This window comes from Bacillus sp. 0102A (genome assembly GCF_036765155.1).
Lineage (GTDB): Bacteria > Bacillota > Bacilli > Bacillales > Bacillaceae > Bacillus > Bacillus subtilis_G.
Genome location: NZ_JBAIZW010000008.1, coordinates 150,104 through 171,212, shown reverse-complemented (window position 1 = coordinate 171,212; position 21,109 = coordinate 150,104). Strand labels below are relative to the sequence as shown.

General features: G+C 45.5%; 20 protein-coding genes. 6 read left to right on the top strand and 14 right to left on the bottom strand.

Annotated elements, in window-relative coordinates; genetic code table 11:
- Positions 1 to 194 precede the first annotated feature (194 nt).
- Entirely contained in the window at positions 195 to 1,205 is a 1,011-nt protein-coding gene (gene ffoR, locus V6D41_RS18070; protein ID WP_333519160.1) for a ferredoxin--NADP(+) reductase, read from the bottom strand.
- 164 nt (positions 1,206 to 1,369) lie between these two features.
- Here ffoR and V6D41_RS18065 point away from each other — a divergent pair, with 164 nt between their 5' ends.
- The 3 genes from V6D41_RS18065 (at position 1,370) to V6D41_RS18055 (ending at position 4,061) form a co-directional block, all read left to right on the top strand.
- Positions 1,370 to 2,224, top strand: coding sequence for an alpha/beta fold hydrolase (locus tag V6D41_RS18065; RefSeq protein WP_333519159.1), 855 nt, complete (start codon positions 1,370 to 1,372; stop codon positions 2,222 to 2,224).
- Positions 2,225 to 2,320: 96 nt separating this feature from the next.
- Complete coding sequence (locus tag V6D41_RS18060; protein WP_148962936.1) at positions 2,321 to 3,205, top strand: permease; 885 nt, start codon at positions 2,321 to 2,323, stop codon at positions 3,203 to 3,205.
- Between the two features lie 4 nt (positions 3,206 to 3,209).
- Entirely contained in the window at positions 3,210 to 4,061 is an 852-nt protein-coding gene (locus V6D41_RS18055) for a TIGR03943 family putative permease subunit (RefSeq protein ID WP_333519158.1), read from the top strand.
- A gap of 36 nt (positions 4,062 to 4,097) precedes the next feature.
- Here V6D41_RS18055 and putR read toward each other — a convergent pair whose 3' ends face one another.
- From putR to V6D41_RS18020, 7 genes are all read right to left on the bottom strand, one after another.
- A complete protein-coding gene (gene putR, locus V6D41_RS18050) occupies positions 4,098 to 5,333 on the bottom strand; it encodes a proline utilization transcriptional regulator PutR (protein WP_087993146.1) in 1,236 nt (411 codons plus the stop codon).
- A 155-nt stretch (positions 5,334 to 5,488) separates the two neighbouring features.
- The gene (gene putP, locus V6D41_RS18045; RefSeq protein WP_087993145.1) at positions 5,489 to 6,943 is read right to left on the bottom strand and encodes a sodium/proline symporter PutP; all 1,455 of its coding nucleotides are present in this window, start codon (positions 6,941 to 6,943) and stop codon (positions 5,489 to 5,491) included.
- 91 nt (positions 6,944 to 7,034) lie between these two features.
- Entirely contained in the window at positions 7,035 to 8,582 is a 1,548-nt protein-coding gene (gene pruA, locus V6D41_RS18040) for an L-glutamate gamma-semialdehyde dehydrogenase (RefSeq protein ID WP_148962934.1), read from the bottom strand.
- A 16-nt stretch (positions 8,583 to 8,598) separates the two neighbouring features.
- Positions 8,599 to 9,510 (bottom strand): proline dehydrogenase PutB, encoded by a 912-nt coding sequence (gene putB / locus V6D41_RS18035; RefSeq protein WP_087993185.1) that lies wholly within the window; start codon positions 9,508 to 9,510, stop codon positions 8,599 to 8,601.
- 187 nt (positions 9,511 to 9,697) lie between these two features.
- A complete protein-coding gene (locus V6D41_RS18030) occupies positions 9,698 to 10,480 on the bottom strand; it encodes a nucleotidyltransferase domain-containing protein (protein ID WP_087993184.1) in 783 nt (260 codons plus the stop codon).
- 83 nt (positions 10,481 to 10,563) lie between these two features.
- Positions 10,564 to 11,520 (bottom strand): cephalosporin C deacetylase, encoded by a 957-nt coding sequence (gene cah, locus V6D41_RS18025; protein ID WP_333519157.1) that lies wholly within the window; start codon positions 11,518 to 11,520, stop codon positions 10,564 to 10,566.
- 59 nt (positions 11,521 to 11,579) lie between these two features.
- Positions 11,580 to 12,554, bottom strand: coding sequence for a LysR family transcriptional regulator (locus V6D41_RS18020; RefSeq protein ID WP_087993142.1), 975 nt, complete (start codon positions 12,552 to 12,554; stop codon positions 11,580 to 11,582).
- Positions 12,555 to 12,669: 115 nt separating this feature from the next.
- On the opposite strand from V6D41_RS18020, the gene V6D41_RS18015 reads away from it, so the two are divergent.
- Positions 12,670 to 13,428, top strand: a complete 759-nt coding sequence (locus V6D41_RS18015) for a class I SAM-dependent methyltransferase (RefSeq protein ID WP_333519156.1) — start codon at positions 12,670 to 12,672, stop codon at positions 13,426 to 13,428.
- 27 nt (positions 13,429 to 13,455) lie between these two features.
- Here the strand turns inward: V6D41_RS18015 and V6D41_RS18010 are convergent, their stop codons facing one another.
- The 3 genes from V6D41_RS18010 to V6D41_RS18000 form a co-directional block, all read right to left on the bottom strand.
- Positions 13,456 to 14,016: a shikimate kinase gene (locus V6D41_RS18010; RefSeq protein ID WP_333519155.1), complete on the bottom strand. Its 561-nt coding sequence runs from the start codon at positions 14,014 to 14,016 to the stop codon at positions 13,456 to 13,458.
- Positions 14,017 to 14,405: 389 nt separating this feature from the next.
- The gene (gene nadE, locus V6D41_RS18005) at positions 14,406 to 15,224 is read right to left on the bottom strand and encodes an ammonia-dependent NAD(+) synthetase (RefSeq protein ID WP_333516817.1); all 819 of its coding nucleotides are present in this window, start codon (positions 15,222 to 15,224) and stop codon (positions 14,406 to 14,408) included.
- Between the two features lie 128 nt (positions 15,225 to 15,352).
- Positions 15,353 to 15,949 carry a DUF1989 domain-containing protein gene (locus V6D41_RS18000; RefSeq protein WP_333519154.1) on the bottom strand — a complete coding sequence of 199 codons (597 nt, stop codon included), beginning with the start codon at positions 15,947 to 15,949 and terminating at the stop codon, positions 15,353 to 15,355.
- A 127-nt stretch (positions 15,950 to 16,076) separates the two neighbouring features.
- Here V6D41_RS18000 and V6D41_RS17995 point away from each other — a divergent pair, with 127 nt between their 5' ends.
- Complete coding sequence (locus V6D41_RS17995) at positions 16,077 to 17,417, top strand: amino acid permease (RefSeq protein ID WP_148962926.1); 1,341 nt, start codon at positions 16,077 to 16,079, stop codon at positions 17,415 to 17,417.
- A 2-nt stretch (positions 17,418 to 17,419) separates the two neighbouring features.
- Here the strand turns inward: V6D41_RS17995 and V6D41_RS17990 are convergent, their stop codons facing one another.
- The 3 genes from V6D41_RS17990 to V6D41_RS17980 form a co-directional block, all read right to left on the bottom strand.
- Positions 17,420 to 18,181, bottom strand: a complete 762-nt coding sequence (locus V6D41_RS17990; protein WP_333519246.1) for a YqcI/YcgG family protein — start codon at positions 18,179 to 18,181, stop codon at positions 17,420 to 17,422.
- A gap of 69 nt (positions 18,182 to 18,250) precedes the next feature.
- Positions 18,251 to 18,880: a LysE family translocator gene (locus V6D41_RS17985; protein ID WP_333519153.1), complete on the bottom strand. Its 630-nt coding sequence runs from the start codon at positions 18,878 to 18,880 to the stop codon at positions 18,251 to 18,253.
- 73 nt (positions 18,881 to 18,953) lie between these two features.
- Positions 18,954 to 19,418, bottom strand: a complete 465-nt coding sequence (locus V6D41_RS17980; RefSeq protein ID WP_333519152.1) for a MarR family transcriptional regulator — start codon at positions 19,416 to 19,418, stop codon at positions 18,954 to 18,956.
- Between the two features lie 112 nt (positions 19,419 to 19,530).
- Between V6D41_RS17980 and bmr3 the strand changes: the two genes are divergently transcribed.
- Complete coding sequence (gene bmr3, locus V6D41_RS17975; protein WP_148962922.1) at positions 19,531 to 21,069, top strand: multidrug efflux MFS transporter Bmr3; 1,539 nt, start codon at positions 19,531 to 19,533, stop codon at positions 21,067 to 21,069.
- Positions 21,070 to 21,109 lie beyond the last annotated feature (40 nt).

Below are 21,109 nucleotides of genomic sequence, written 5' to 3'. Positions count from 1 at the left end.
GTTCAGCGTGTCGACAAACCCTCGCATTCGTTGTCAGTCCTGCGCGTTGGTGCTCACGAATTACTACATTCACTGTGCTCCAATGCTCGTCCTTCCTAGACTTCAAGGGTTTTCAATCACGCTGAAAAGATGACAAAGTTATGCGTTTTATGACTTTGTCAACAATTTGAGCAGCCCTTTTCTTAAGGGCTGTTTTATTTATGCACCAATTTTTTGTGATGGGTTGAATACATCGCCATATTCTCAGCCTTAGGGTCCAAATAAGCCTTCGCGCTGTTGACCGCTGTCGGACCTTCGGTAAAGCCGCCGGCAATTAATCTCAGCTTACTTTCATAAAAAGCTGCGTCACCCGCCACAAACACACCCGGAAGATTCGTCCGCAAATGTCTGTCAGCTTTCACCCTGCCTTCTTCAATCTCCAGCCCCCACTCCTTCATTGGCCCGAGATCAATTTTGAAGCCATGATTAATGATCAGCTCGTCAACCTCTATGTCTTCACTCCGGCCAGACGCATTATGACAAACAGTCACGCTTTGGATACGCTCCTCATCGCCGCTCAGCTGCTCTAGCCGATAAGGAGTGAGCACCCGCACCGATGATTGCTTCATCTTCGTCACGCTGCTTTCCATTCCGCCGAATTCCTCACGCCGGTGAACGACAGTCACAGAAGCCGCAATCGGTTCCAGCTCATTAGCCCAATCGACCGCAGTATCTCCGCCTCCTGAAATCACGACCCGCTTGCCTTTAAACGCATCAAGCTTCTCCACTCCATAATGAAGATTTTTGCCCGCGTACCGGGTTGCATCCTCACTGTCAAACTCATTCACCTCAAGCGTTCCCATGCCGACAGCTAAAATCACGGTACGTGTATAATGCTTTTCTCCTTCAGAGCTTGTCAGCACAATGTTGCCGTCTTCCAAGCGTTCAAATCCGGTCACACGCTGATTCAGCACGATGTCAGGATCAAACGTCGCCGCCTGCTTCTTCAGCTGCTCGATCAGCTGCTTTCCCGCAATCCCCGGTATTCCGCCGATATCCCGAATGATTTTCTCAGGAAAGAATAAAGATACCTTCCCTCCGAGCCGCGGCAAAAATTCGATTACTTTCGTTTTCAGCTCCCGCATCCCGCAGTAAAAAGCCGTAAACAGCCCGATCGGCCCTCCGCCTATAATTGTGACGTCATACACCTGTTGATTCTCAGCCATCCGTCCTGCCTCCCGTTCACATCTATATCAAAATCATTTTAATTGAGAATGAATATCATTAAAAAGTATATCATATTTCACGAACTTGTGTTTATTCATTTCTGCTCCTTGTGATAAATTGTTGAAAACCCTATAATAGGCAGAAAAACAAATGGGAGAAACAGATGAAAAGACGAGTTGAAACGATCACCTTCGAAGGACATACACTAGAATATTCTGTTACAGGCAAGGGAGCTCCCATTCTTGTCATGCATGGCGGGCATTCAAATTGTTATGAGGAATTCGGGTACACGGCGCTGATTGAGCATGGGTATTCCATCATCACGCCTTCAAGGCCCGGTTACGGACGAACGTCAAAAGAGATTGGAAAAAGTCTTGCTGACGCCTGTCGTTTCTATGTAAAACTATTAGATCATTTACAAATCGACAGTGTCCATGTCATAGCCATCTCAGCAGGAGGGCCGAGCGGCATAAGCTTTGCCTCACAATATCCGGAAAGGGTGAACACTCTGACCCTGCAATCCGCGGTCACCAAAGAATGGCTCACTCCAAAAGACATTGAATATAAAATGGGGAGAATCCTCTTCCGCCCGCCATTGGAAAAGCGGATATGGAAGCTGATTTCTTATTTGAATAACGCCTTCCCGCGTTTAATGTTTCAAGCCATGAGCCCGCAATTCAGCACGCTTTCGTTTCAGAGAATCAAGTCCATGATGGATGAAAAAGATATAGAAGCATTTCGAAAAATGAACAGCCGACAGCGCTCCAGTGAAGGATTTCTGCTAGACTTATCACAAACCGCCGCTATCTCTTCAAAGGAGCTGCATGCCATCTCGTGCCCCGTACTGATTATGCAAAGTGTTTATGATGGATTTATCAACAAGTCACATGCACATTATGCAAAAAAACACATTCCTGACGCTGCTCTCTGTTTGCTTCACTCATGGGGGCACCTGATCTGGCTTGGGAAAGAAGTTGCAGAAACAGATAGAATCATACTCGAGTTTTTGGAATCCTAAACAAAGTGAAACAATCCTTTCCCCTCCTCCGTCAAACAAGCAGTGCCTTTTTTCTGGTATGATAAGAGGCAGCTTAACATGAGCGGAGGTTTTATTGTGACAGCACAATCATCTTTTCTTCAGCTGAATTCTATTTTTATCAGCATTTTAATAGAAGCCATTCCGTTTATTCTGATTGGCGTCATCCTTTCCGGAATCATTCAAATGTTTGTTTCTGAAGAAATGATTGCAAGGATCATGCCAAAGAATCGCTTTCTCGCCGTTCTATTCGGCGCGCTGGCCGGCGTTTTATTTCCCGCCTGTGAATGCGGCATTATCCCAATAACGAGGCGTCTGCTGTTAAAGGGGGTTCCTCTGCATGCGGGCGTTGCTTTCATGCTGACCGCGCCGATCATCAATCCAATCGTCTTATTTTCTACTTTTATTGCGTTCGGGAACAGATGGAGCGTTGTCTTTTATCGGGGCGGACTGGCGCTTGCGGTTTCGGTGATCATTGGGATTATCTTATCCTATCAATTTAAAGATAACCAGCTTTTAAAGCCTCATGAACCCGGGCATCACCACCATCATCACCACACCCTGCTGCAAAAGCTGGGAGGGACCTTGCGTCATGCCATTGATGAATTTTTCTCCGTGGGGAAATATTTAATTATCGGCGCCTTTATCGCAGCCGCTATGCAGACGTATGTCAAAACATCCACTCTGCTTGCGATCGGGCAGAATGATGTATCCTCTTCCCTTGTGATGATGGGGCTGGCGTTTGTCTTGTCGCTCTGTTCAGAAGTTGATGCGTTCATCGCGTCTTCCTTCAGCAGCACATTTTCATTAGGATCGTTAATCGCCTTTCTCGTCTTTGGTGCGATGGTGGATATTAAGAATCTATTGATGATGCTTGCGGCCTTCAAAAAACGATTTGTTTTCCTGCTGATTACGTACATTGTCGTGCTCGTCTTAGCGGGATCACTACTGGTAAAGGGGTGAGTGGATGTTTCGACTATTGGCGCTGATGGGATTTACGTTTTTCTTTTATCATCTGCATGCCTCAGGAAATCTTACAAAATATATCAATATGAAATATGCCTATCTTTCCTTTATTGCGATCTTCCTGCTGGCCATTCTGACAGTCGTTCAAGCGTATGTATTTATCAAGTCGCCTGAAAAAGGCGGGCATCACCATGATCATGATTGCGGGTGCGGCCATGATCACGAACATGAACAAAACAAGCCATTTTATCAGCGTTATTTGATTTATGTTGTTTTTCTTTTCCCTTTGGTGTCGGGCATTTTCTTCCCGATTGCGACGCTTGACTCATCCATTGTCAAAACAAAAGGGTTCTCGTTTAAGGCGATGGAAAGCGGAGACCATTACTCGCAAACACAGTATTTGCGGCCTGATGCCAGCCTTTACTACGCGCAAGACAGCTATGACAAACAGATGAAACAGCTGTTTAAGAAATATTCCAGCAAGAAAGAGATTTCGCTGACCGATGATGATTTCCTAAAAGGCATGGAAACCATATATAACTATCCTGGTGAATTTCTCGGACGGACGATTGATTTTCATGGATTTGCGTATAAAGGAAATGCGATTAACAAAAACCAGCTGTTCGTGTTGAGGTTTGGCGTCATTCACTGTATCGCTGATTCCGGCGTGTACGGGATGCTTGTGGAGTTTCCGAAGGACATCAACATCAAGGATGATGAATGGATTCATATTAAGGGCACGCTGGCCTCAGAATATTATCAGCCTTTCAAATCAACGCTTCCTGTTGTGAAAGTGACCGACTGGAACACCATTAAAAAACCTGATGATCCGTACGTTTACAGAGGATTTTAAGTGAAGACGAAACCAGTACACGGACTGGTTTCTTTTTTATTTCTTTTTCATCAGCATCAAATCGAGATAGAGCTGGCATCGTGTCCTAAAATCGCTTAAATTTATCGACGTCATTTCAGTAATCTGTTTGATGCGGTAATTCAATGTATTCTGGTGAATAAACAGCTGTTCTGCTGCTGGTTTTGTTTTGCAGTTGTTGAGAAGATAGATTTCCAGCGTTTTCAGCAGCTCGGTGCTGCTTTCTTGGTCTTTCGCTTTTAATAAAGCCAAATCCTTATTCTCGTATTTTAAAAATTTATTTTTCTGTTCAATGCTTTCTAAATAACGGTAAATACCGAGTTTTGCATATTCATATGGAATGTTTTCCTGATTGCCGGTGATTTCCGCGGCTTTGATCACTTCAAGCGCTTCTGTGTAGCTCTTGCCAAGCTTTAAAAGGTGATCATATTCGTTTCCGATACCGATATAAATAGGGGTGGGAATTCTTTGAAAGTGAAAATGTGTTAACAGCTTGTTAATAAATTCAGAAGCTGCCGAGGAGACGGAGCTTTTTTGGGAAAAACTCGCTACGACGATGACAATATTTGAATCAATCGTTAAGACATGACTGACTTTATCCCGTAAATTTAGGTACGACCTGATATTTTCCTTTAAATCCTCAACCGCTTCCCCATCCCCATTCGCGGCGTGCAGGATGACAACTGAAAACATGGAAGGCAGCACGGTGTTAATCCTTTCGGCTTCCCGTTTGAGTTCCTTCTCAGAGGTAAATTGCTGATAGATCGCCCGTTTGACAAGATCTTCTGCTTTTTCTTCCTTTTCCTGTTTCAGCTTGTTCGTTTTATAAATGATTTTCCCGACATGGAAAGAGGTCTCATACAAAAAGTCGAGTTCTTCTTCCGTCAGATTTTGGTCCAGCTCCTGAACCCAGATGTAGCCCATGACATCCCCTTTGTGTTTCGCACTCACGACCACTCTCTGGTTTAACCCAATGCTTTCAATTTTATTGACGCGAAAAGGCTCAGGTTCTGTTTTCAGTTTTTCAATGACTCCATCCTTCAGAAATCTCTCAAAAATCTGAACCGGGCATTTTTTTGAAAAAATAGTCTGCTGGTTGGCAGAATCAAAATGGTTAATATAGTAAGAATTATAGGCTAACAAAAAGAAATCTGCGCTTTCCAGTATGACTGGTTTTTGCAGTTCATAACTGATGAAGTCAATCAGCTTATCAACATCTGAAAATGAAAAAACTCTCTCTAAAAGCTCTTCCATACCTTTTTCTCCTATACTTTTTTTTACTTTAATCATATCCATACGGGGTCTATTTGTATAGAAAAAAAATACGTTTGTTTCCAAAAGAAAAAAACGGCCCGTTTAAAAGGAGAAAAGAGGAAAAAGGGACAGCCCCTTCCTCCTCCTTTCGATCTTTATTGTGACATTGTATCTTGGTAGTCTTTAAACTGGTCTGCGACAGCTTGTGACGGAGCCTGCGTCAATATACTGACGATAAAGACAGATAATAGGCTCGCAGCAAAACCAGGTATGATTTCATACAGAAAATCCGAAAGACCGGCATTCGCCCAAATGATTACAGTTGCTGCTCCCACAATCATGCCGGCGAGTGCCCCCCATTTAGTCATTCGTTTCCAAAACAGACTGAGCAGTACAACCGGCCCGAATGATGCGCCGAAGCCAGCCCACGCGTAGCTAACCAATCCAAGGATCGTATTATTTTTCTCCCAAGCTAGGAATAACGCGATAACAGAAATCACAAGCACAGCCAAACGGCCCAAAAACACCAGCTCTTTATCAGAGGCTGAGCGCCTGAACATCGACTTATACAAATCTTCTACCAAAGAGCTTGATGTCACAAGCAGCTGGGAAGAAATTGTACTCATAATCGCGGCCAAAATAGCTGATATCAGAAAACCTGTGATAATCGGATGGAACAAAATATTCCCTAATTGAATAAAGATCGTCTCTGGGTCCTTCAGTGTCATGCCATTCTGATGGTAATAAGCGATTCCGCCCAAACCGGTCAGCACAGCGCCGACTGCCGACAACATCATCCAGCCCATTCCGATTCTGCGCGCTTTTTTGATCTCTTTGACAGACGTTATTGCCATAAAACGCACAATGATATGCGGCTGTCCAAAGTATCCCAACCCCCATGCAAACAAAGAAATAATGCCAAGGACGCTTGTTCCTTTGAAAATATTAAACATATCTGGATCAACAGACCGGATTTCAGTAACTGCTTCACTTGTTCCTCCCGTGTGGAAAAACGTAACGATCGGAACAAGAATGAGTGCGGCAAACATAATGATCCCCTGAACAAAATCTGTCCAGCTGACTGCCAAAAAGCCGCCAAACAGAGTATATGCCACAACAACACCAGTCACAACCCACAAGCCTGTATGATATTCCATCCCCAAAATACTGTTGAATAAAACACCGCCGGATACCATTCCAGACGAAACATAAAATGTGAAGAAGACTAAAATCACAATCCCTGAAAACAATCTAAGAAGCTTTGTTTGATCTCCGAAGCGGTTTTCTAGGAATCCGGGAATTGTGATGGAATTCCCCGCTTGTTCCGTATAGGTTCTCAGCCGAGGCGCGACGTAGAGCCAGTTCGCCCATGCTCCAAGACAAAGTCCGAACGCAATCCACACACCGCTCAGACCCGTTGAAAACATAGCGCCCGGGAGCCCCATCAGCAGCCAGCCGCTCATATCGGCAGCGCCGGCACTGAGAGCGGTTACGGCCGGACCCAAAGAACGTCCTCCCAGCATGTAATCCGTCAGATTCGACGTACGCTTGTAAGCAAAGTAGCCGATCAGCAGCATCCCTGCCATATAAATACAAATCGAAATAATCAGCTGTGTGTTTTCTATGGCACTTCCTCCTCTTTTTTATGGTATATGGATGAAATGGACATCCCCGCAGGGAGGATGCCCATTTAGTCCCGCTTTAGAACATTTCACTGATCGTTTTAGCCTGCATGTGCAGTGCCAAGTAATCCGGCCCGCCTGCTTTTGAATCCGTTCCGGACATTTTGAAGCCGCCGAACGGATGGTAGCCGACGATAGCGCCTGTACAGTTGCGGTTGAAGTACAGGTTCCCGACATGGAATTCCTGTTTCGCACGCTCGATGTTTTTGCGGTCGTTTGTAATAACAGCGCCTGTCAAACCGTACTCAGTATTGTTTGCCACTTCTAAAGCTTCATCAAAGTTTGACACTTTAGAAAATGCAACGACAGGCCCAAAAATTTCTTCCTGCATGAGTCTTGCTTTCGGATCAAGGTCAGCGAAGATCGTCGGTTTGATGAAGTATCCTTTTGAATCGTCACCAGTGCCGCCGCTTACTAAACGCCCTTCCTGTTTTCCGATCTCAATATAGCTCATAATTTTATCATAAGAACCTTGGTCAATGACAGGTCCCATATAAACATCCGCACTGTCAGGTTTTGCTGTCACTTTAGATTCCGTAATTTCAATGACACGCTTCAATACTTGATCATACACTTTTTCATGGACAACTGCACGTGAACCTGCAGAACATTTTTGTCCCGCAAAGCCGAACGCTGACTGGAAGATCGATTGTGCAGCAAGTTCAACATCTGCATCTTCACAAACGACAACTGTATCTTTTCCGCCCATTTCAGCAATCACACGTTTTAAGTGCTGCTGGCCCGGCTGGACTTTCGACGCGCGTTCGAAAATTCTCGTACCAACTTCTCTTGATCCCGTAAATGTGATAAGGCTCGTTTTCGGATGGTCAACAAGGTAGTCACCGACTTCCGCCCCGCTGCCAGGAACGAAGTTGACTACACCTTTCGGCAATCCAGACTCTTCAAGCACTTCAACGAATTTCGCAGCAATGACAGGTGTCGCGCTCGCAGGTTTAAGAACAACTGTATTTCCAGTAACGATCGGCGCCACTGTTGTGCCCGCCATGATCGCAAACAAGAAGTTCCAAGGCGGAATAACAACTGTTACACCAGTCGGCGTGTATACATATTGGTTTTTCTCGCCTTCACGGCTGTTGACAGGTTTGCCTTTTGCCAGTTCGATCATTTGGCGTGCATAATATTCCATAAAGTCGATCGCTTCAGCCGTATCAGCATCTGCCTCGTTCCATGGCTTCCCTGCCTCTTTTACAAGCAAAGCGGAGAATTCATGTTTTCTTCTGCGGACTTTGGCAGCAGCGCGGAAAAGGACAGCAGCTCTTTCTTCCGGAGACGTGTATCTCCAATCCTCGAATGCTTTCGCAGCCGCTTCAATTGCTTGCTCAGCGTGCTCTTGAGAAGCTTTTGACACTCTGCCGACGACTTCTTCTTTATCAGCCGGGTTGATCGAAACGATTTTCGCTTCTGTTTCCACTCTCTCGCCGTTAATGACAAGCGGATAGTCTTTTCCTAAATATTCGCTTACCGTCGCAAGCGCTTTTTTAAACTCTTCTACATTGTTTTGATCCTGGAAATTTGTGAATGGCTCGTGTTTGTAAGGTGTTGTCATGATAATCTCTCCTTTTTTACTTCTTTGTCATTCCTTTGAGAGCAAATGCAATGTTTGACGGACGTTCTGCAAGGCGTCTCATAAAGTAGCCGTACCAATCTTCGCCGTATGGCAGGTAGACTCTCATGTTATAACCTTCTTTTACGAGGCTGAGCTGGGTTTGCGACCGCATGCCGTACAGCATCTGAAATTCAAACTTGTCATTGGCGATGCCATTTTCTTTGGCAAGCTGCTTTGTATAGTCGATCATTTTGTCGTCATGTGTGGCAATCGCTGTATAGTGACCGTTTAAGAGCTGCTTTCGGATGATTTTTTTATAATTTTCATCGACATCGCTTTTCTCCGGGAAAGCTACTTTTTGTGATTCTTTATAAGCTCCTTTTACAAGGCGAAGGAACGGGTTTAAAGAATCCAAATCGTCAATATCACTTTCCGTTCGGTACAGATAGGCTTGCAGCACTGTGCTCACATACTCGTATTTCCTTCTGAAATCCTTGAAAACATCAAGTGTTTTCTGGCATCTGACTTCATCTTCCATGTCGATGGTGACCATGATTTTATGCTTCTCGGCCGTCTGAAGGATTTTCGTCATATTTTCATACACCAGATCCATATCTATATCGAGACCTAAAGACGTCATTTTTAAAGAAACTTGTGAGTTCAGCTGCTGATCCGCAATCGTCGCAATGGTTTGAATGCACTCTTCCGTACGCTCCCGCGCGACCTCTGCGCTGTCTACAAACTCTCCTAAATGATCGACAGTAACTGACAAGCCTTGGCTGTTAAGCTGTCGAATCGTCGGGATTGAACTGTTAAAATCATTCCCTCCGATAATTTTACCCGCTGCTACCCGGCTTCCCCAGTTCTTTGCCATTTTATTGAGAAAGCCGCTTTTGGATAAAAATAAGAAAAAATCTCTTGTGATCACTTCCAACCTCAACACCCCGCAATCTAAGAAGTATTTGTATGAGTTAATTGTAAATGGACAAAACCCACGTTCACAATATTCTCAAAATACAAAGATTCTGATTATTTTTGTGGATTTACCACAATCAGATAGTTAGAAAGTCGGGGAATCGTGTCGAATAAAGGGGAAAAGGAAGCGACAAAAAACATCAGCTTCCTCCATCCTTCCATACTTCTTCAACCGTATTCAAAAGCAAACGATTCAGTTCAGGTGTCATATCCTTTTGTTCTGCTTTCAGCGTTTTTGCTGCTTCCATGATTCTTTCGATTTCCGTTTCAATAAATTGGTGAATAACATGAATTCGCGCTTCAAGATCAAGCTCTTCGCCTCTTCTTTTCCGTTCAAGCAAGGTTTCCATTTCTGCCTTCAGCTCAGAATCAGTAACAAGTTCATTCATCAAAACAGTAAAATCCATTGGCGGAATGGTTCCGTGCTTTTCAATCCATTTGCAAGCCAAGATTGGCCGAAGCACGTAGAAATACTTTTTGATTTTGACCTCTTGCCCTTGAAGGTAATCCTTGACGTTCCTTCTCGCCATATTAATATAGTGATACACGCTTGCTTCGGGCTTAAACGCCTCCGTCCGCAGCTTTCTTAGCTTCTCCGCGGTTGTAAATGCTTCGTAATACACAATGTCTGAGGACAGCCATTCAAGGAGCGGCGGGTTTGATTTTTTGAAGAGGCGCAGCGTCTTTCTCAGCTCCCAGCCGCTGATATCCAGCAAATCGTGAATCGGTTCCTCAATGACATCACGCTCCTGCTCAATTGAAAAATACCATTCCTTTTTCGGCACATAAATAAAGCGGACATCGTAATCACTGTCCTGGGACGGGAATCCCCAAGCGCGGCTTCCTGATTCAACGGCATATACGATTTTGACTCCGTATGACAGCTCGATTCGTTTTAATTCATCAATGATCCTTTGTTTCATATCTATTCGTCTCCAGTCTGGTTTCATTCCCGCAGTTTGCAGAAAAAAACCGCCTGATGATGTGCGGCGGCTTTTCATATTTATCAGCCTTTCAGATGCTGCTTAAAGAAAGCAAGTTTTTCCGTTTGAAAGGCAGGGATATATTCATGCCCGAAGTAGCGGTACACCTTCAGCTCTTTCTCTGTCTCCAAGTGATTGTAGGCGGCAAACACGGTGGACGGCGGGGTGACCTTGTCAATCAGGCCGATCGACATCAGGACAGGCACCTTTACTCGGTCAGCAAGATTCATAATATCGAAATATGAAAGTGTCTTCATCGCCTGCTCTTCTGTTTCCGGGCTGCCATTTCTTCTGAAGAAGGAATTGATTTCAAGGTACGGCTGTTCAAGCGCCACATCAATGGCCCGTTCAAAGTTGCTTAAATAAGGATAATCGGCAGCTGCGGCTTTCGGAATGTCTGACAGAGCTGCTGCGGCAATTGTTAAGCCGCCGCCTTGGCTTCCGCCTGTCACACCTATTCTTGTTTCGTCGACTTCGTCAAAACTGCTGATGACTTCAAGCGCGCGGACGGCGTCCAAATAAACGCCGCGGTAATAGTATGTATCTTTATCAAGAATACCTTTCGTCATCCAGCCTAAAGCGTGACCATGCGGAGAAATACTCGTATCCTCGCTGCTCTGCTGCCCGCGGACAAGCATGCCGAATGCCGCGTATCCGTGAAGCGCCCAATTCACCATTTCATGAATCTCACCGTCATAGCTTGCGTTGTAGCCGTGATATTTGACGATCGCCGGATGTGGGCCTTCCTTGTCAGGCACCGCGTACCATCCGGCAATGCGGGCGTTTCCATAGCTTTTATATGTGAGGCGGTACACCTTGACTCCATCAGCAGGATAATCAACTGGCTGTAAATCAGGTGCCGCTTGTACTTTTGCAAGTTCATTCAAAGACGATTTCCAAAACTCAGAAAAATCTTTCGGTGCTGTTTTTTCAGGCTTATACGTTTGCAATTGGTCGAGCGGCATATCGAATAGTTGCATTTCCGATTATTCCCCTTTGTTTTATTAGTTTTAGTTTGTATTCTATACTACCACGTTTTCTAAATATTTTCACTTTTGTTTTCCAAACAGCCTTCATCAAACGTTTGTTTAAGATTTTCCCGGCTCATTTCCATAAAAGCCTGAGCTGTCAGACTGACATATCGGTTCTTTAAAAATACAAAGACAAGGGTTCGGGATGGCGCTGATTGAATAGATAAATAGATTACACCCGGGTCCTTATCCCTTCTGACCATATTCGGCGCCATTGTCACACCTAAGCCGTTTGCCACAAGAGATTGCGCGGTTTCAATATGGCTCGTCTTAAAGGCAGTATTCGGCTTAAAGCCGCTTTCCGCACAGAGATCGAGAACTGTCCTTCGAAAACCGAAGCCTTCTTTTAACAGAATAAAAGGCACGTGCCTCGCCATTTCAAGGGGCACGGACGGCTGGCGGCCCTCCTCTCCTTCCAGCGCTTTCTCAATCAGCGCGGTCATTTCCGGAGGCATCCACCTTTGTTTTTCCTTAGGCACCGCGAGAACAATCGGTTCCGTGAGCAAGGGTGTAATGGCGAGCCGTTCATCCTCGATCGGCAAGGACAAAACAGAAAGGTCAACCTCTCCCTTTGCCGTCATTTCCTCTAATGAAGCAGGGTCTTTTTCAACAAGCTGAACCTCTACATGAGGATAGCGCGCCAAAAACTGCTTCAGCAGAGGCGGAAAGAGATATCTCCCCGTGACAGCGGGAATCCCGATGGAAAGCTTATGCCCAAGCCCCTGCGACCGCTCCTGCATCTCCCGGAGCAAATCATCTCTGGAACGAATGATGTCCTCGGCTTTTTCAATGAAACGCCGGCCGTGGGGTGTCAGGGTAACAGAGCCGTGGGATCTGTGGAAAAGGGTAAGCCCAAGCTCAGCCTCAAGCTTTTTGATTTGCTGGCTGAGAGATGGCTGAGCGATATGAAGATGCTCCGCCGCCTTTGTAAAGCTTTGGCGCCGGGCGATTTCCGCTGCGTATTCCATCACTTTAATATCCATTTCAGCCTCCATAGGTTAAACCTATCGTTTTTATCATTTTTATATCTTGGACGAATCATAACAGAAATTGCTAACATAATCCATATCATCAAACAGAAAAAAGGAGCTGGTTGACATGACAAATGAAACACCGTTTTCGAAAAACGCCGAGATGTATCGGGATGAGAAGGTATTTGCCGAGGGGGAAGATTTGGGTATTATGATCAAAACGGCGCAATGCCGGGCTGATGATCGGGTGCTGGATATCGGAGCGGGTGCCGGCCATACGGCGCTGGCATTTTCTCCATATGTACAGGAGTGCATCGGTGTTGATGCGACGATAGAAATGGTAGAGGTTGCATCCTCCTTTGCGCAAGAAAAAGGAACGAAAAACGTACGTTTCCGGCAAGGAACAGCGGAGTCGCTTCCCTTCGCCGATGATTCATTTGATCTCATTACCTGCCGGTACGCGGCCCATCATTTTTCTGATGTCCGCAAAGCAGTCAGCGAAGTTGCACGCGTGCTGAAAAAGGACGGACGTTTTCTCTTGGTCGATCATTACGCGCCTGAAGATCCAGTTCTTGATGAGTTTGTCAATCATTTGAACCGGCTCCGAGACCCTTCCCACGTGCGGGAAAGTTCATTATCAGAATGGCAGTCGATGTTCGCCGCTAATCAGCTGGGCTATCAAAAAGTCCAAAAGTGGAATTTGCCGATTCAATATCAAAGCTGGATCAAACGGGGCGGAACCCCTGCCGATCGAGAAAAACAGATTATCAGCCATTTACATCAGGCATCAGACGAAGCACGTGACACGTTCTGTATCAAATTGAACCAAAACGGACAGCCCGACTCCTTTTGCTTAAAAGCGATTTTGATTCAAGGTATAAAATGATAAAAAGCCGTGCGCTCCGCACGGCTTTTACATTGGCTGATAAAGATCCCAGCCGATTTTCAATGTCTCCGCAATATAATCGGCGACCTCTTCAGGAGACAGGTTGTCTGTTGCCACTTTTGAATTGTGTTTATCGTAAATGACTTTTCTTTCGTTAAAAAGCTTTTCCATTTCATTCATTGAGCGGTTATGCAGCACAGGGCGGCTCTCGATCAATAAGTCCGCGCGCTGCTTCCAGTTCTCCCATGACAGGTCTAGATAAAGCACGAGACAGTTTTCCAGACAGCACGTTCTGATTTCCTCTTGTTTAAAAGACCCGCCGCCCAGAGATACGATTTTGAATCGTTTATGATGGCAAATGTCTAAAATATATTCCTTCTCCGTTTTCCGAAAAAAATCTTCACCCTTTTTCTCAAACAGCTCAGGGATCGACATATTGAAATCTTTTTCAATCTCTTGATCTATATCGATAAAATCTCTATATAATTTTTTAGCGACCAATTGGCCGATTGTCGTTTTTCCTACACCCATGAATCCGATCAGGACGATATTTCTTTCTCTTACTGGGATGGCTCGTTTAGCGTTCATCTTCGGCGAAATCCTCCTAAGGAATGAAATTTTATATTCATTATATGCTTATTTCACGCATATTTATATAGATATCGGCTTGCCCGTCCTTTTGGCGGCGCTTTTGCCTGAATGACATTCATTGTACAACATTTCCACAGATATTTTAATACTTCGACGCAAAAAAGCATTAAAATATCCCAACATGATTGAAAACCTTTGTAGTCTTGGAAGGACGAGCATTGGAGCAGATTTCCGCAGCATGCGGCGACAGGGGCGTTTGAGCAGGACGCTCTAGCTTTCAGCCGCCGATCTTTTTTCACGTGAGCATCGACGCGCAGGCCTGGCAACGAATGCGAGGGTTTGTCACCACACTGAAAAGCCCGCTCCGAGAGCGGGCTTTCTTGGTCTTATTTCCACCAGTCATCAAACATAGAAGCTGGAACCTGGCGTTTATGTTCAGTCATGCTGTAGCGTTTTTCCAGCGCTTCTGACACTTTCGCTGATACTTCTTTTCCTTCAAGATAATCGTCAATCTCCTCGTAGGAAATGCCAAGCTCTGTTTCATCCGTCTGCTGCGGTTTTTCGTCGAGCAGATCGGCAGTTGGTTCTTTTAAGTATAGGCGTTCCGGTGCACCCAGCTCTTTTAACAGGCTTCTTCCCTGACGCTTTGTTAAGCCTGTCAGTGGCAGGAGATCTGCGCCTCCGTCACCGTATTTCGTAAAGAAACCAGTTACGGCTTCGGCCGCATGGTCTGTTCCAATCACAAGAAGGCCTTCTTGGCCGCCGATCGCGTATTGAGCAATCATTCTCGTTCTCGCTTTTACGTTCCCTTTATTAAAGTCTGTCAGCTTATCGCCTGTCTCTTGCTGATATTGATCTGCAAAAGCGCTGACTGTTGATTGAATGTCAAACTTCCAGGATTTGTCCGGCTTGATGAATTTCAGAGCGAGCTGGGCATCGTCTTCATCCTGCTGTGTGCCATGCGGAAGACGGACCGCGATAAACTGAGCGTCTCCGCCCTCTTCGCGAATGCTTTCCACGGCAAGCTGGGCAAGGCGCCCGGCAAGAGATGAATCCTGTCCGCCGCTGATTCCCAATACAAAGCCTTTAGCGCCGGTTTTCTTTATATACTGCTTTAAAAAATTGATTCGGTCCTCAATTTCTTGTTTTGGATCAATTGAGGGCTTCACATGTAATTCACGCATAATCGTTTCCTGCACACTCATCCTACTCATTCCTCCTGTACAATCGCTGTTTCTTATTTGATCATTTCCCCAACTGAATGGAAATGAATCATCGTTATGTATTCCTATTAAATATAGCATAGGTTTTCATTTGCAGTGAACAAGAGAGATCAGCTGACTTCCACCCGTATTGACGTTACACTGTCTCCATTACACTTTCCTTTTTCGATCGGACAGGAAGAAAACGCGACAATCAAATCCGTTTCCGCCCTCAGCCTTACATAATCGCCGGCATTCGAAAGCGGCGTTTCCACAGACAGGTTCCCTTTCTCATCAAGGACAGTATTCATAAAAATCGCAAACGGGTAATGCATGTGAGGCTTCGGTACGCCAAACTGCTCAAGCGCACGGTTCATATTGTCATAGCACGTATCCTGAAACTCATCCTTTTGCTTGCCGTATAACAGCCTGTTCATATCAGGTCGGCAGGCGGGAAGCAGGAGATCATGTTTGCCGACCGTATCCTCAATCAGCGTCAGCATCGGTTTGTACAGATTGGAGTAGAGATGGTCATTGACCTTCACATGAATAGAATGATTGGCATCAATGGTCGCGCCCTGATCAAGGTGCTCATAAAAATCTTTGGCATGGTATGCGACAAAATCTGCTACCTGCTGCCCTTCTACATCAACCACCTTCAAAATCTGCCCCTTTTTCAGCTCCAGACCAAGCCCTTTTTTCGGCTCAATAATATATTGCTGTGTCATTGCTTCGCTCCTTTTTTCATTAGTATGGGCGTTCGCCGCCTTCTCCATGTAAAAAGAGGCAAAAATCCGATGTATATAAGCTTCGGGCGGGTCGCAATCTAACCGTAGATAAAAGGGGTTGAAATTGATGAGTCAAACAAAAAAAGACCAGCAAAAAGGAAATTTGGCTTGGTGGCAGCTGTCATTAATCGGGATAGGATGCACAATCGGAACAGGATTTTTTCTCGGTTCCAGCATTGCCATAGTGAAAAGCGGTTTTTCCGTTCTGCTTTCATTTCTGATTGGGGCAATCGGCACGTATTTTGTATTCGAGCAGCTTGCCAAGCTGTCGGCAAAGCAGCCGGAAAAAGGCTCGTTTTGCGCGTATGCAAGAAAAGCATTCGGCAGATGGGCCGGGTTCAGCAACGGCTGGGTTTATTGGTCATCAGAAATGCTGATTACCGGAAGCCAGCTGACAGCCATTTCGCTATTTACGAAGCATTGGTTTCCACAAGTCCCGCTATGGGTGTTCGCTTCAATCTATGCGGTACTTGGGCTTCTGATTATTTTCACCGGGCTGTCTGTTTTTGAGAAGACTGAAAACGTACTGGCAGTCATCAAAACAGCCGCTATTTTTATGTTTATTGTGATTGCCATCCTGGCATTATGCGGCATCTTATCCGGCGGAAAGCACGATGTACAGATTCCAAATAAGACGAGTGAGTTTTTCCCATACGGCGCCATGGGGCTGTGGACAGGTTTAATCTACGCGTTTTACGCCTTTGGAGGAATTGAGGTCATGGGGCTGATGGCGGTTCACTTAAAAAAACCAGAGGAAGCGTCAAAATCAGGGAAGCTGATGCTGGCGACACTGGCGGTTATTTATATTATTTCGATCGGACTGGCTTTGCTGCTGGTTCCATTAGACACGTTTACACAGCAGGACAGCCCGTTCATTACGTCGTTAAAAGGATATAACCTTAAGATTATCCTCGATATTTTTAACGGGATTTTCATTATCGCCGGGTTCTCGACCCTCGTCGCTTCCCTGTTTGCGGTCACGACATTGCTTTGTACGATGGCTGATGACGGCGACGCGCCGAAATGCTTTACCTTAAAGGAAGGCAAAAAAATATGCTGGCCGGCGCTGGGGCTGACGTTTGCAGGGCTTATTTTATCCATCATACTGTCTTTAGTGCTGCCCAAAAACATTTATGAGCACATGACCACAGCAGCGGGGCTTATGCTTTTATACACTTGGCTGTTTATCTTGTTCTCCAGCAAAAAGCTGACAGATCCCGAAGGCATGGGGAAAACGCAAATTTATTCAGCGATGATTCTGATTGCTGCGGCTGTGTCCGGCACACTATTTGAAAAATCAAGCCGGCCCGGTTTTTTTGTGAGTATAGGTTTTCTCGCGATCATTGCCGTCGTTACAGTGATCTATCAAAAAAAGCAGGGACATAAAGACCGCCCTGCCAGCTCGTGATTTTATTTCATTTTATTGAACATGTTCTTGAAATAAGAAAACGGGCACTTCGATACCTGCTTTTCATCGTCACGGAGGAAATACTGTTTCCATTCGCGATTATCCTTTCCTCCGTACCAGCCTAAATGCGGATGAATCGGAGCTTGATCATAGGCTTTCAAACGAGAGCGGATCAGCCTGCTCATGTTGCGGCCAAATGCGGTTGATCCATTTAACTCTTCAAACACCCACCTTGGCTGAAACGTGATCATGAAAAAGGGAAAGCTCCGGCTCCTTCTCGCCTCATGCCCAGGTGTAGCGCACAGAATAAAGTACGGCTCGCCGTCAAAACAAAACTCCCATTTGTAATGCTCTGGATCGGCCGGAATGTCTTCCGGCCATTCTTTTTTGTCTTGATGACTCAGTCTATTTAAAAAGCTCCAAAACAGCTCTTCATACGCTTCAATCGAATAGTGCTCAGCCAAATCCTCCGGTGTGTCAAACAACACAACGAGGGATGCGTATTTTCCAGTGTCCCGTGAAATCCTTCCGTACTCCGCAAGCAATGGAGCCAGCTCCTCCGCCGTACCGTTTTCCCGTGGATCTCCGGCAAACGCAATGCGGAGCTGGTCAGTCAGAAACGCCTGCCGTCCGGGAATGCATGGAAACGTATCCGCGTCATCGGCCACAGTTTCTGCCAGAAGCTCAAAAGCGATTCTTTGCCATTCAAGAAGCTCTTCTTGATTACGTTCCAGAAAACTTTTGGTGTAAATCCCATTCACTATTGATCCACCTCCAGTATCATCTGGATACTATATTAAATCTGGAGGCAGCACGTGACTGTCCTTTATATATCATCCCAATAACTGTTTGATGCCTTGATAACCGAAGTAACATCCAAATACAAGCAGGGATATACCAGCGATTCCGGTCAATCCTCTCAATAGCTTTTCATGAAGCAGATTTCTGAACATGCTGGCTGTGATCGCCATGCAAAAATCCCAGATTAAAATGCCGATCATGATGCCGGAGCTATAGATAAGAAGCTGATTCATATTGTAGGCCTCTGCTGTTTTCGCAAGTATGCTCCCGTAAATCCCAAGCCAAAAAAGAATGCTCAATGGATTTGACAATGAAATGAGAAAACCCGAAGCGAATGTTTTCTGGTATGAAGCTTTTCCCCGCGAGCTTCTCACATCCATCGGTTCTCTGACATTTTTCAGCGTTTCAATTCCGGTATAGGTCAGAACAAAAAAGCCGAAGAGCCACAAAAACGTCTTCACAAATGGAGCGGTCAAAAACTGTGACAGCCCGAAATAAATAAAAAGCATATACAGTCCATCCGCTGTCATGGCGCCTAAACCAAAAATCCACGCATGCCAAAAACCGTTTTTAATTCCTTTGTCTATTTGCGCCGCGTTCACTGGTCCCACAGGCGCAGACAAGGACAGTCCCAGCACAATATAGCTCAAAAAAATGTTCACCGGCCCGTACTCCCTTCTCTTACGTAACTTGTACAATTTATTCGGGAACGGGCCAAGCTATGCACAATTTCGCTTACTGTTTCAGACGTTCAAGCTCTTCCTCCATAATATCGGCGGCTTTTCCTACGAAACTGAAAATGAGTTCCAGTTCCTCTTCGGTATAGTCGCGGCATAAATCCATCGTAGACTCCGACAGTGAACGAAACAAATCTTTTACATGTTTTTTCGAAGCGGTCAAAGGGACAATCATGACTCTACGGCGATCACTAGGGTCCTTTTCACGAGCCACATACCCCGCTTTTTCCAGACGGTCAACAAGCGCCGTGACCGAACCCGTGCTGAGGCCCGTCTTTTTCCCCAGCTCTCCAGCCGTCATTGGCCCTGCTTCATTTAAGATGTCAGCTGATTTTAAATCGGTGGGAAACAGACCGAGAGCTTGAGCGGCTGCCTGGTGAAACAGAACCGTTCTTGTGCCCAATTTCCGAAATACCTGAACGGCAGTCTTTTCCAACTCACTTCTGGAATTTCTTGTTGACAACTGACAATCCTCCCTATAAAATCGAATTTATCTTGATGACCGAGATATTCGATGACCAAACTATTATCATGATATCAGAACTTACATAGAAAAGTAAGAGGAGGTAGAACAAATGGACACAACATTAGCAAAACAGGCTTCCACCAAATTTGTGGTCCTCGGTCTCCTGCTGGGCATCTTGATGTCTGCGATGGACAATACGATTGTTGCCACCGCGATGGGCAGCATTGTAGCCGATCTTGGAAGCTTCGATAAATTCGCTTGGGTAACGGCGTCCTATATGGTGGCAGTCATGGCTGGAATGCCGATTTACGGCAAGCTTTCCGATATGTACGGCCGAAAACGCTTTTTCCTGTTTGGACTTATTTTTTTCTTAATCGGGTCGGCTTTATGCGGGATTGCCCAGACGATGAATCAGCTGATCATCTACCGGGCCATTCAGGGTATTGGAGGCGGCGCGCTCCTGCCAATTGCCTTTACCATCATCTTTGATTTGTTTCCGCCGGAAAAACGCGGAAAAATGTCCGGCATGTTCGGTGCTGTATTTGGATTATCCAGTGTTCTTGGTCCGCTGTTAGGCGCGATTATTACAGACGCGATCAGCTGGCACTGGGTGTTTTACATCAATGTGCCGATCGGCGCATTGTCATTGTTTTTCATTATTCGCTACTACAAAGAATCTCTGGAGCACAGAAAGCAAAAAATTGACTGGGGCGGTGCGATAACCTTGGTCGTATCCATTGTATGCCTGATGTTCGCCCTTGAGCTTGGCGGCAAAACATACGATTGGAATTCCATTCAGATCATTGGCTTGTTTATTGTGTTCGCCGTTTTCTTCATTGCCTTTTTTATTGTGGAGAGAAAAGCGGAAGAGCCGATCATTTCTTTCTGGATGTTTAAAAACCGATTGTTTGCCACAGCGCAGATTCTCGCTTTCCTGTATGGCGGCACATTTATTATTTTAGCGGTATTTATTCCGATTTTCGTTCAGGCGGTTTACGGCAGCTCTGCGACAAGCGCAGGCTTTATTTTGACGCCGATGATGATTGGATCAGTCATCGGAAGCATGATCGGCGGGATCTTCCAAACGAAGGCAAGCTTCCGCAATTTGATGCTGATATCTGTCACGGCTTTCTTTATCGGCATGCTGCTTTTATCCAATATGACACCGGAGACGGCACGGGTATGGCTGACAGTCTTTATGATGATTACCGGCTTTGGTGTAGGCTTTAATTTTTCCCTGCTGCCGGCGGCATCGATGAACGATCTTGAACCTCGCTTTCGGGGGACGGCCAACTCTACAAATTCATTTTTGCGGTCATTCGGCATGACCCTGGGCGTCACTATTTTCGGAACGGTGCAAACAAACGTGTTCACAAACAAGCTAAGTGATGCCTTCAGCGGCATGAAAGGCTCAGCAGGCTCAGGCGCCGCGCAAAATATCGGCGATCCGCAGGAGATTTTCCAAGCGGGAACACGCTCCCAAATTCCTGATATGATCCTGAATCGCATCATTGACGCGATGTCATCAAGTATCACGTACATCTTTTTGCTCGCTTTGATTCCAATTATCCTCGCGGCGGTTACCATTTTGTTTATGGGAAAAGCCAGAGTGAAAACAACAGCGGAAATGGCGAAGAAAGCAAATTAACACCAAAAAGCAGTACATGGCTGGCATGTACTGCTTTTTT

Bases quoted from the DNA above. Each gene is read 5' to 3' on its own strand.
- ffoR (WP_333519160.1), bottom strand. From the start codon at position 1,205: ATGGCTGAGAATCAACAGGTGTATGACGTCACAATTATAGGCGGAGGG.
- V6D41_RS18065 (WP_333519159.1), top strand. From the start codon at position 1,370: ATGAAAAGACGAGTTGAAACGATCACCTTCGAAGGACATACACTAGAA.
- V6D41_RS18055 (WP_333519158.1), top strand. From the start codon at position 3,210: ATGTTTCGACTATTGGCGCTGATGGGATTTACGTTTTTCTTTTATCAT.
- putR (WP_087993146.1), bottom strand. From the start codon at position 5,333: ATGGAAGAGCTTTTAGAGAGAGTTTTTTCATTTTCAGATGTTGATAAG.
- pruA (WP_148962934.1), bottom strand. From the start codon at position 8,582: ATGACAACACCTTACAAACACGAGCCATTCACAAATTTCCAGGATCAA.
- V6D41_RS18030 (WP_087993184.1), bottom strand. From the start codon at position 10,480: ATGAAACAAAGGATCATTGATGAATTAAAACGAATCGAGCTGTCATAC.
- cah (WP_333519157.1), bottom strand. From the start codon at position 11,520: ATGCAACTATTCGATATGCCGCTCGACCAATTGCAAACGTATAAGCCT.
- V6D41_RS18020 (WP_087993142.1), bottom strand. From the start codon at position 12,554: ATGGATATTAAAGTGATGGAATACGCAGCGGAAATCGCCCGGCGCCAA.
- V6D41_RS18015 (WP_333519156.1), top strand. From the start codon at position 12,670: ATGACAAATGAAACACCGTTTTCGAAAAACGCCGAGATGTATCGGGAT.
- V6D41_RS18010 (WP_333519155.1), bottom strand. From the start codon at position 14,016: ATGAACGCTAAACGAGCCATCCCAGTAAGAGAAAGAAATATCGTCCTG.
- nadE (WP_333516817.1), bottom strand. From the start codon at position 15,224: ATGAGTGTGCAGGAAACGATTATGCGTGAATTACATGTGAAGCCCTCA.
- V6D41_RS18000 (WP_333519154.1), bottom strand. From the start codon at position 15,949: ATGACACAGCAATATATTATTGAGCCGAAAAAAGGGCTTGGTCTGGAG.
- V6D41_RS17995 (WP_148962926.1), top strand. From the start codon at position 16,077: ATGAGTCAAACAAAAAAAGACCAGCAAAAAGGAAATTTGGCTTGGTGG.
- bmr3 (WP_148962922.1), top strand. From the start codon at position 19,531: ATGGACACAACATTAGCAAAACAGGCTTCCACCAAATTTGTGGTCCTC.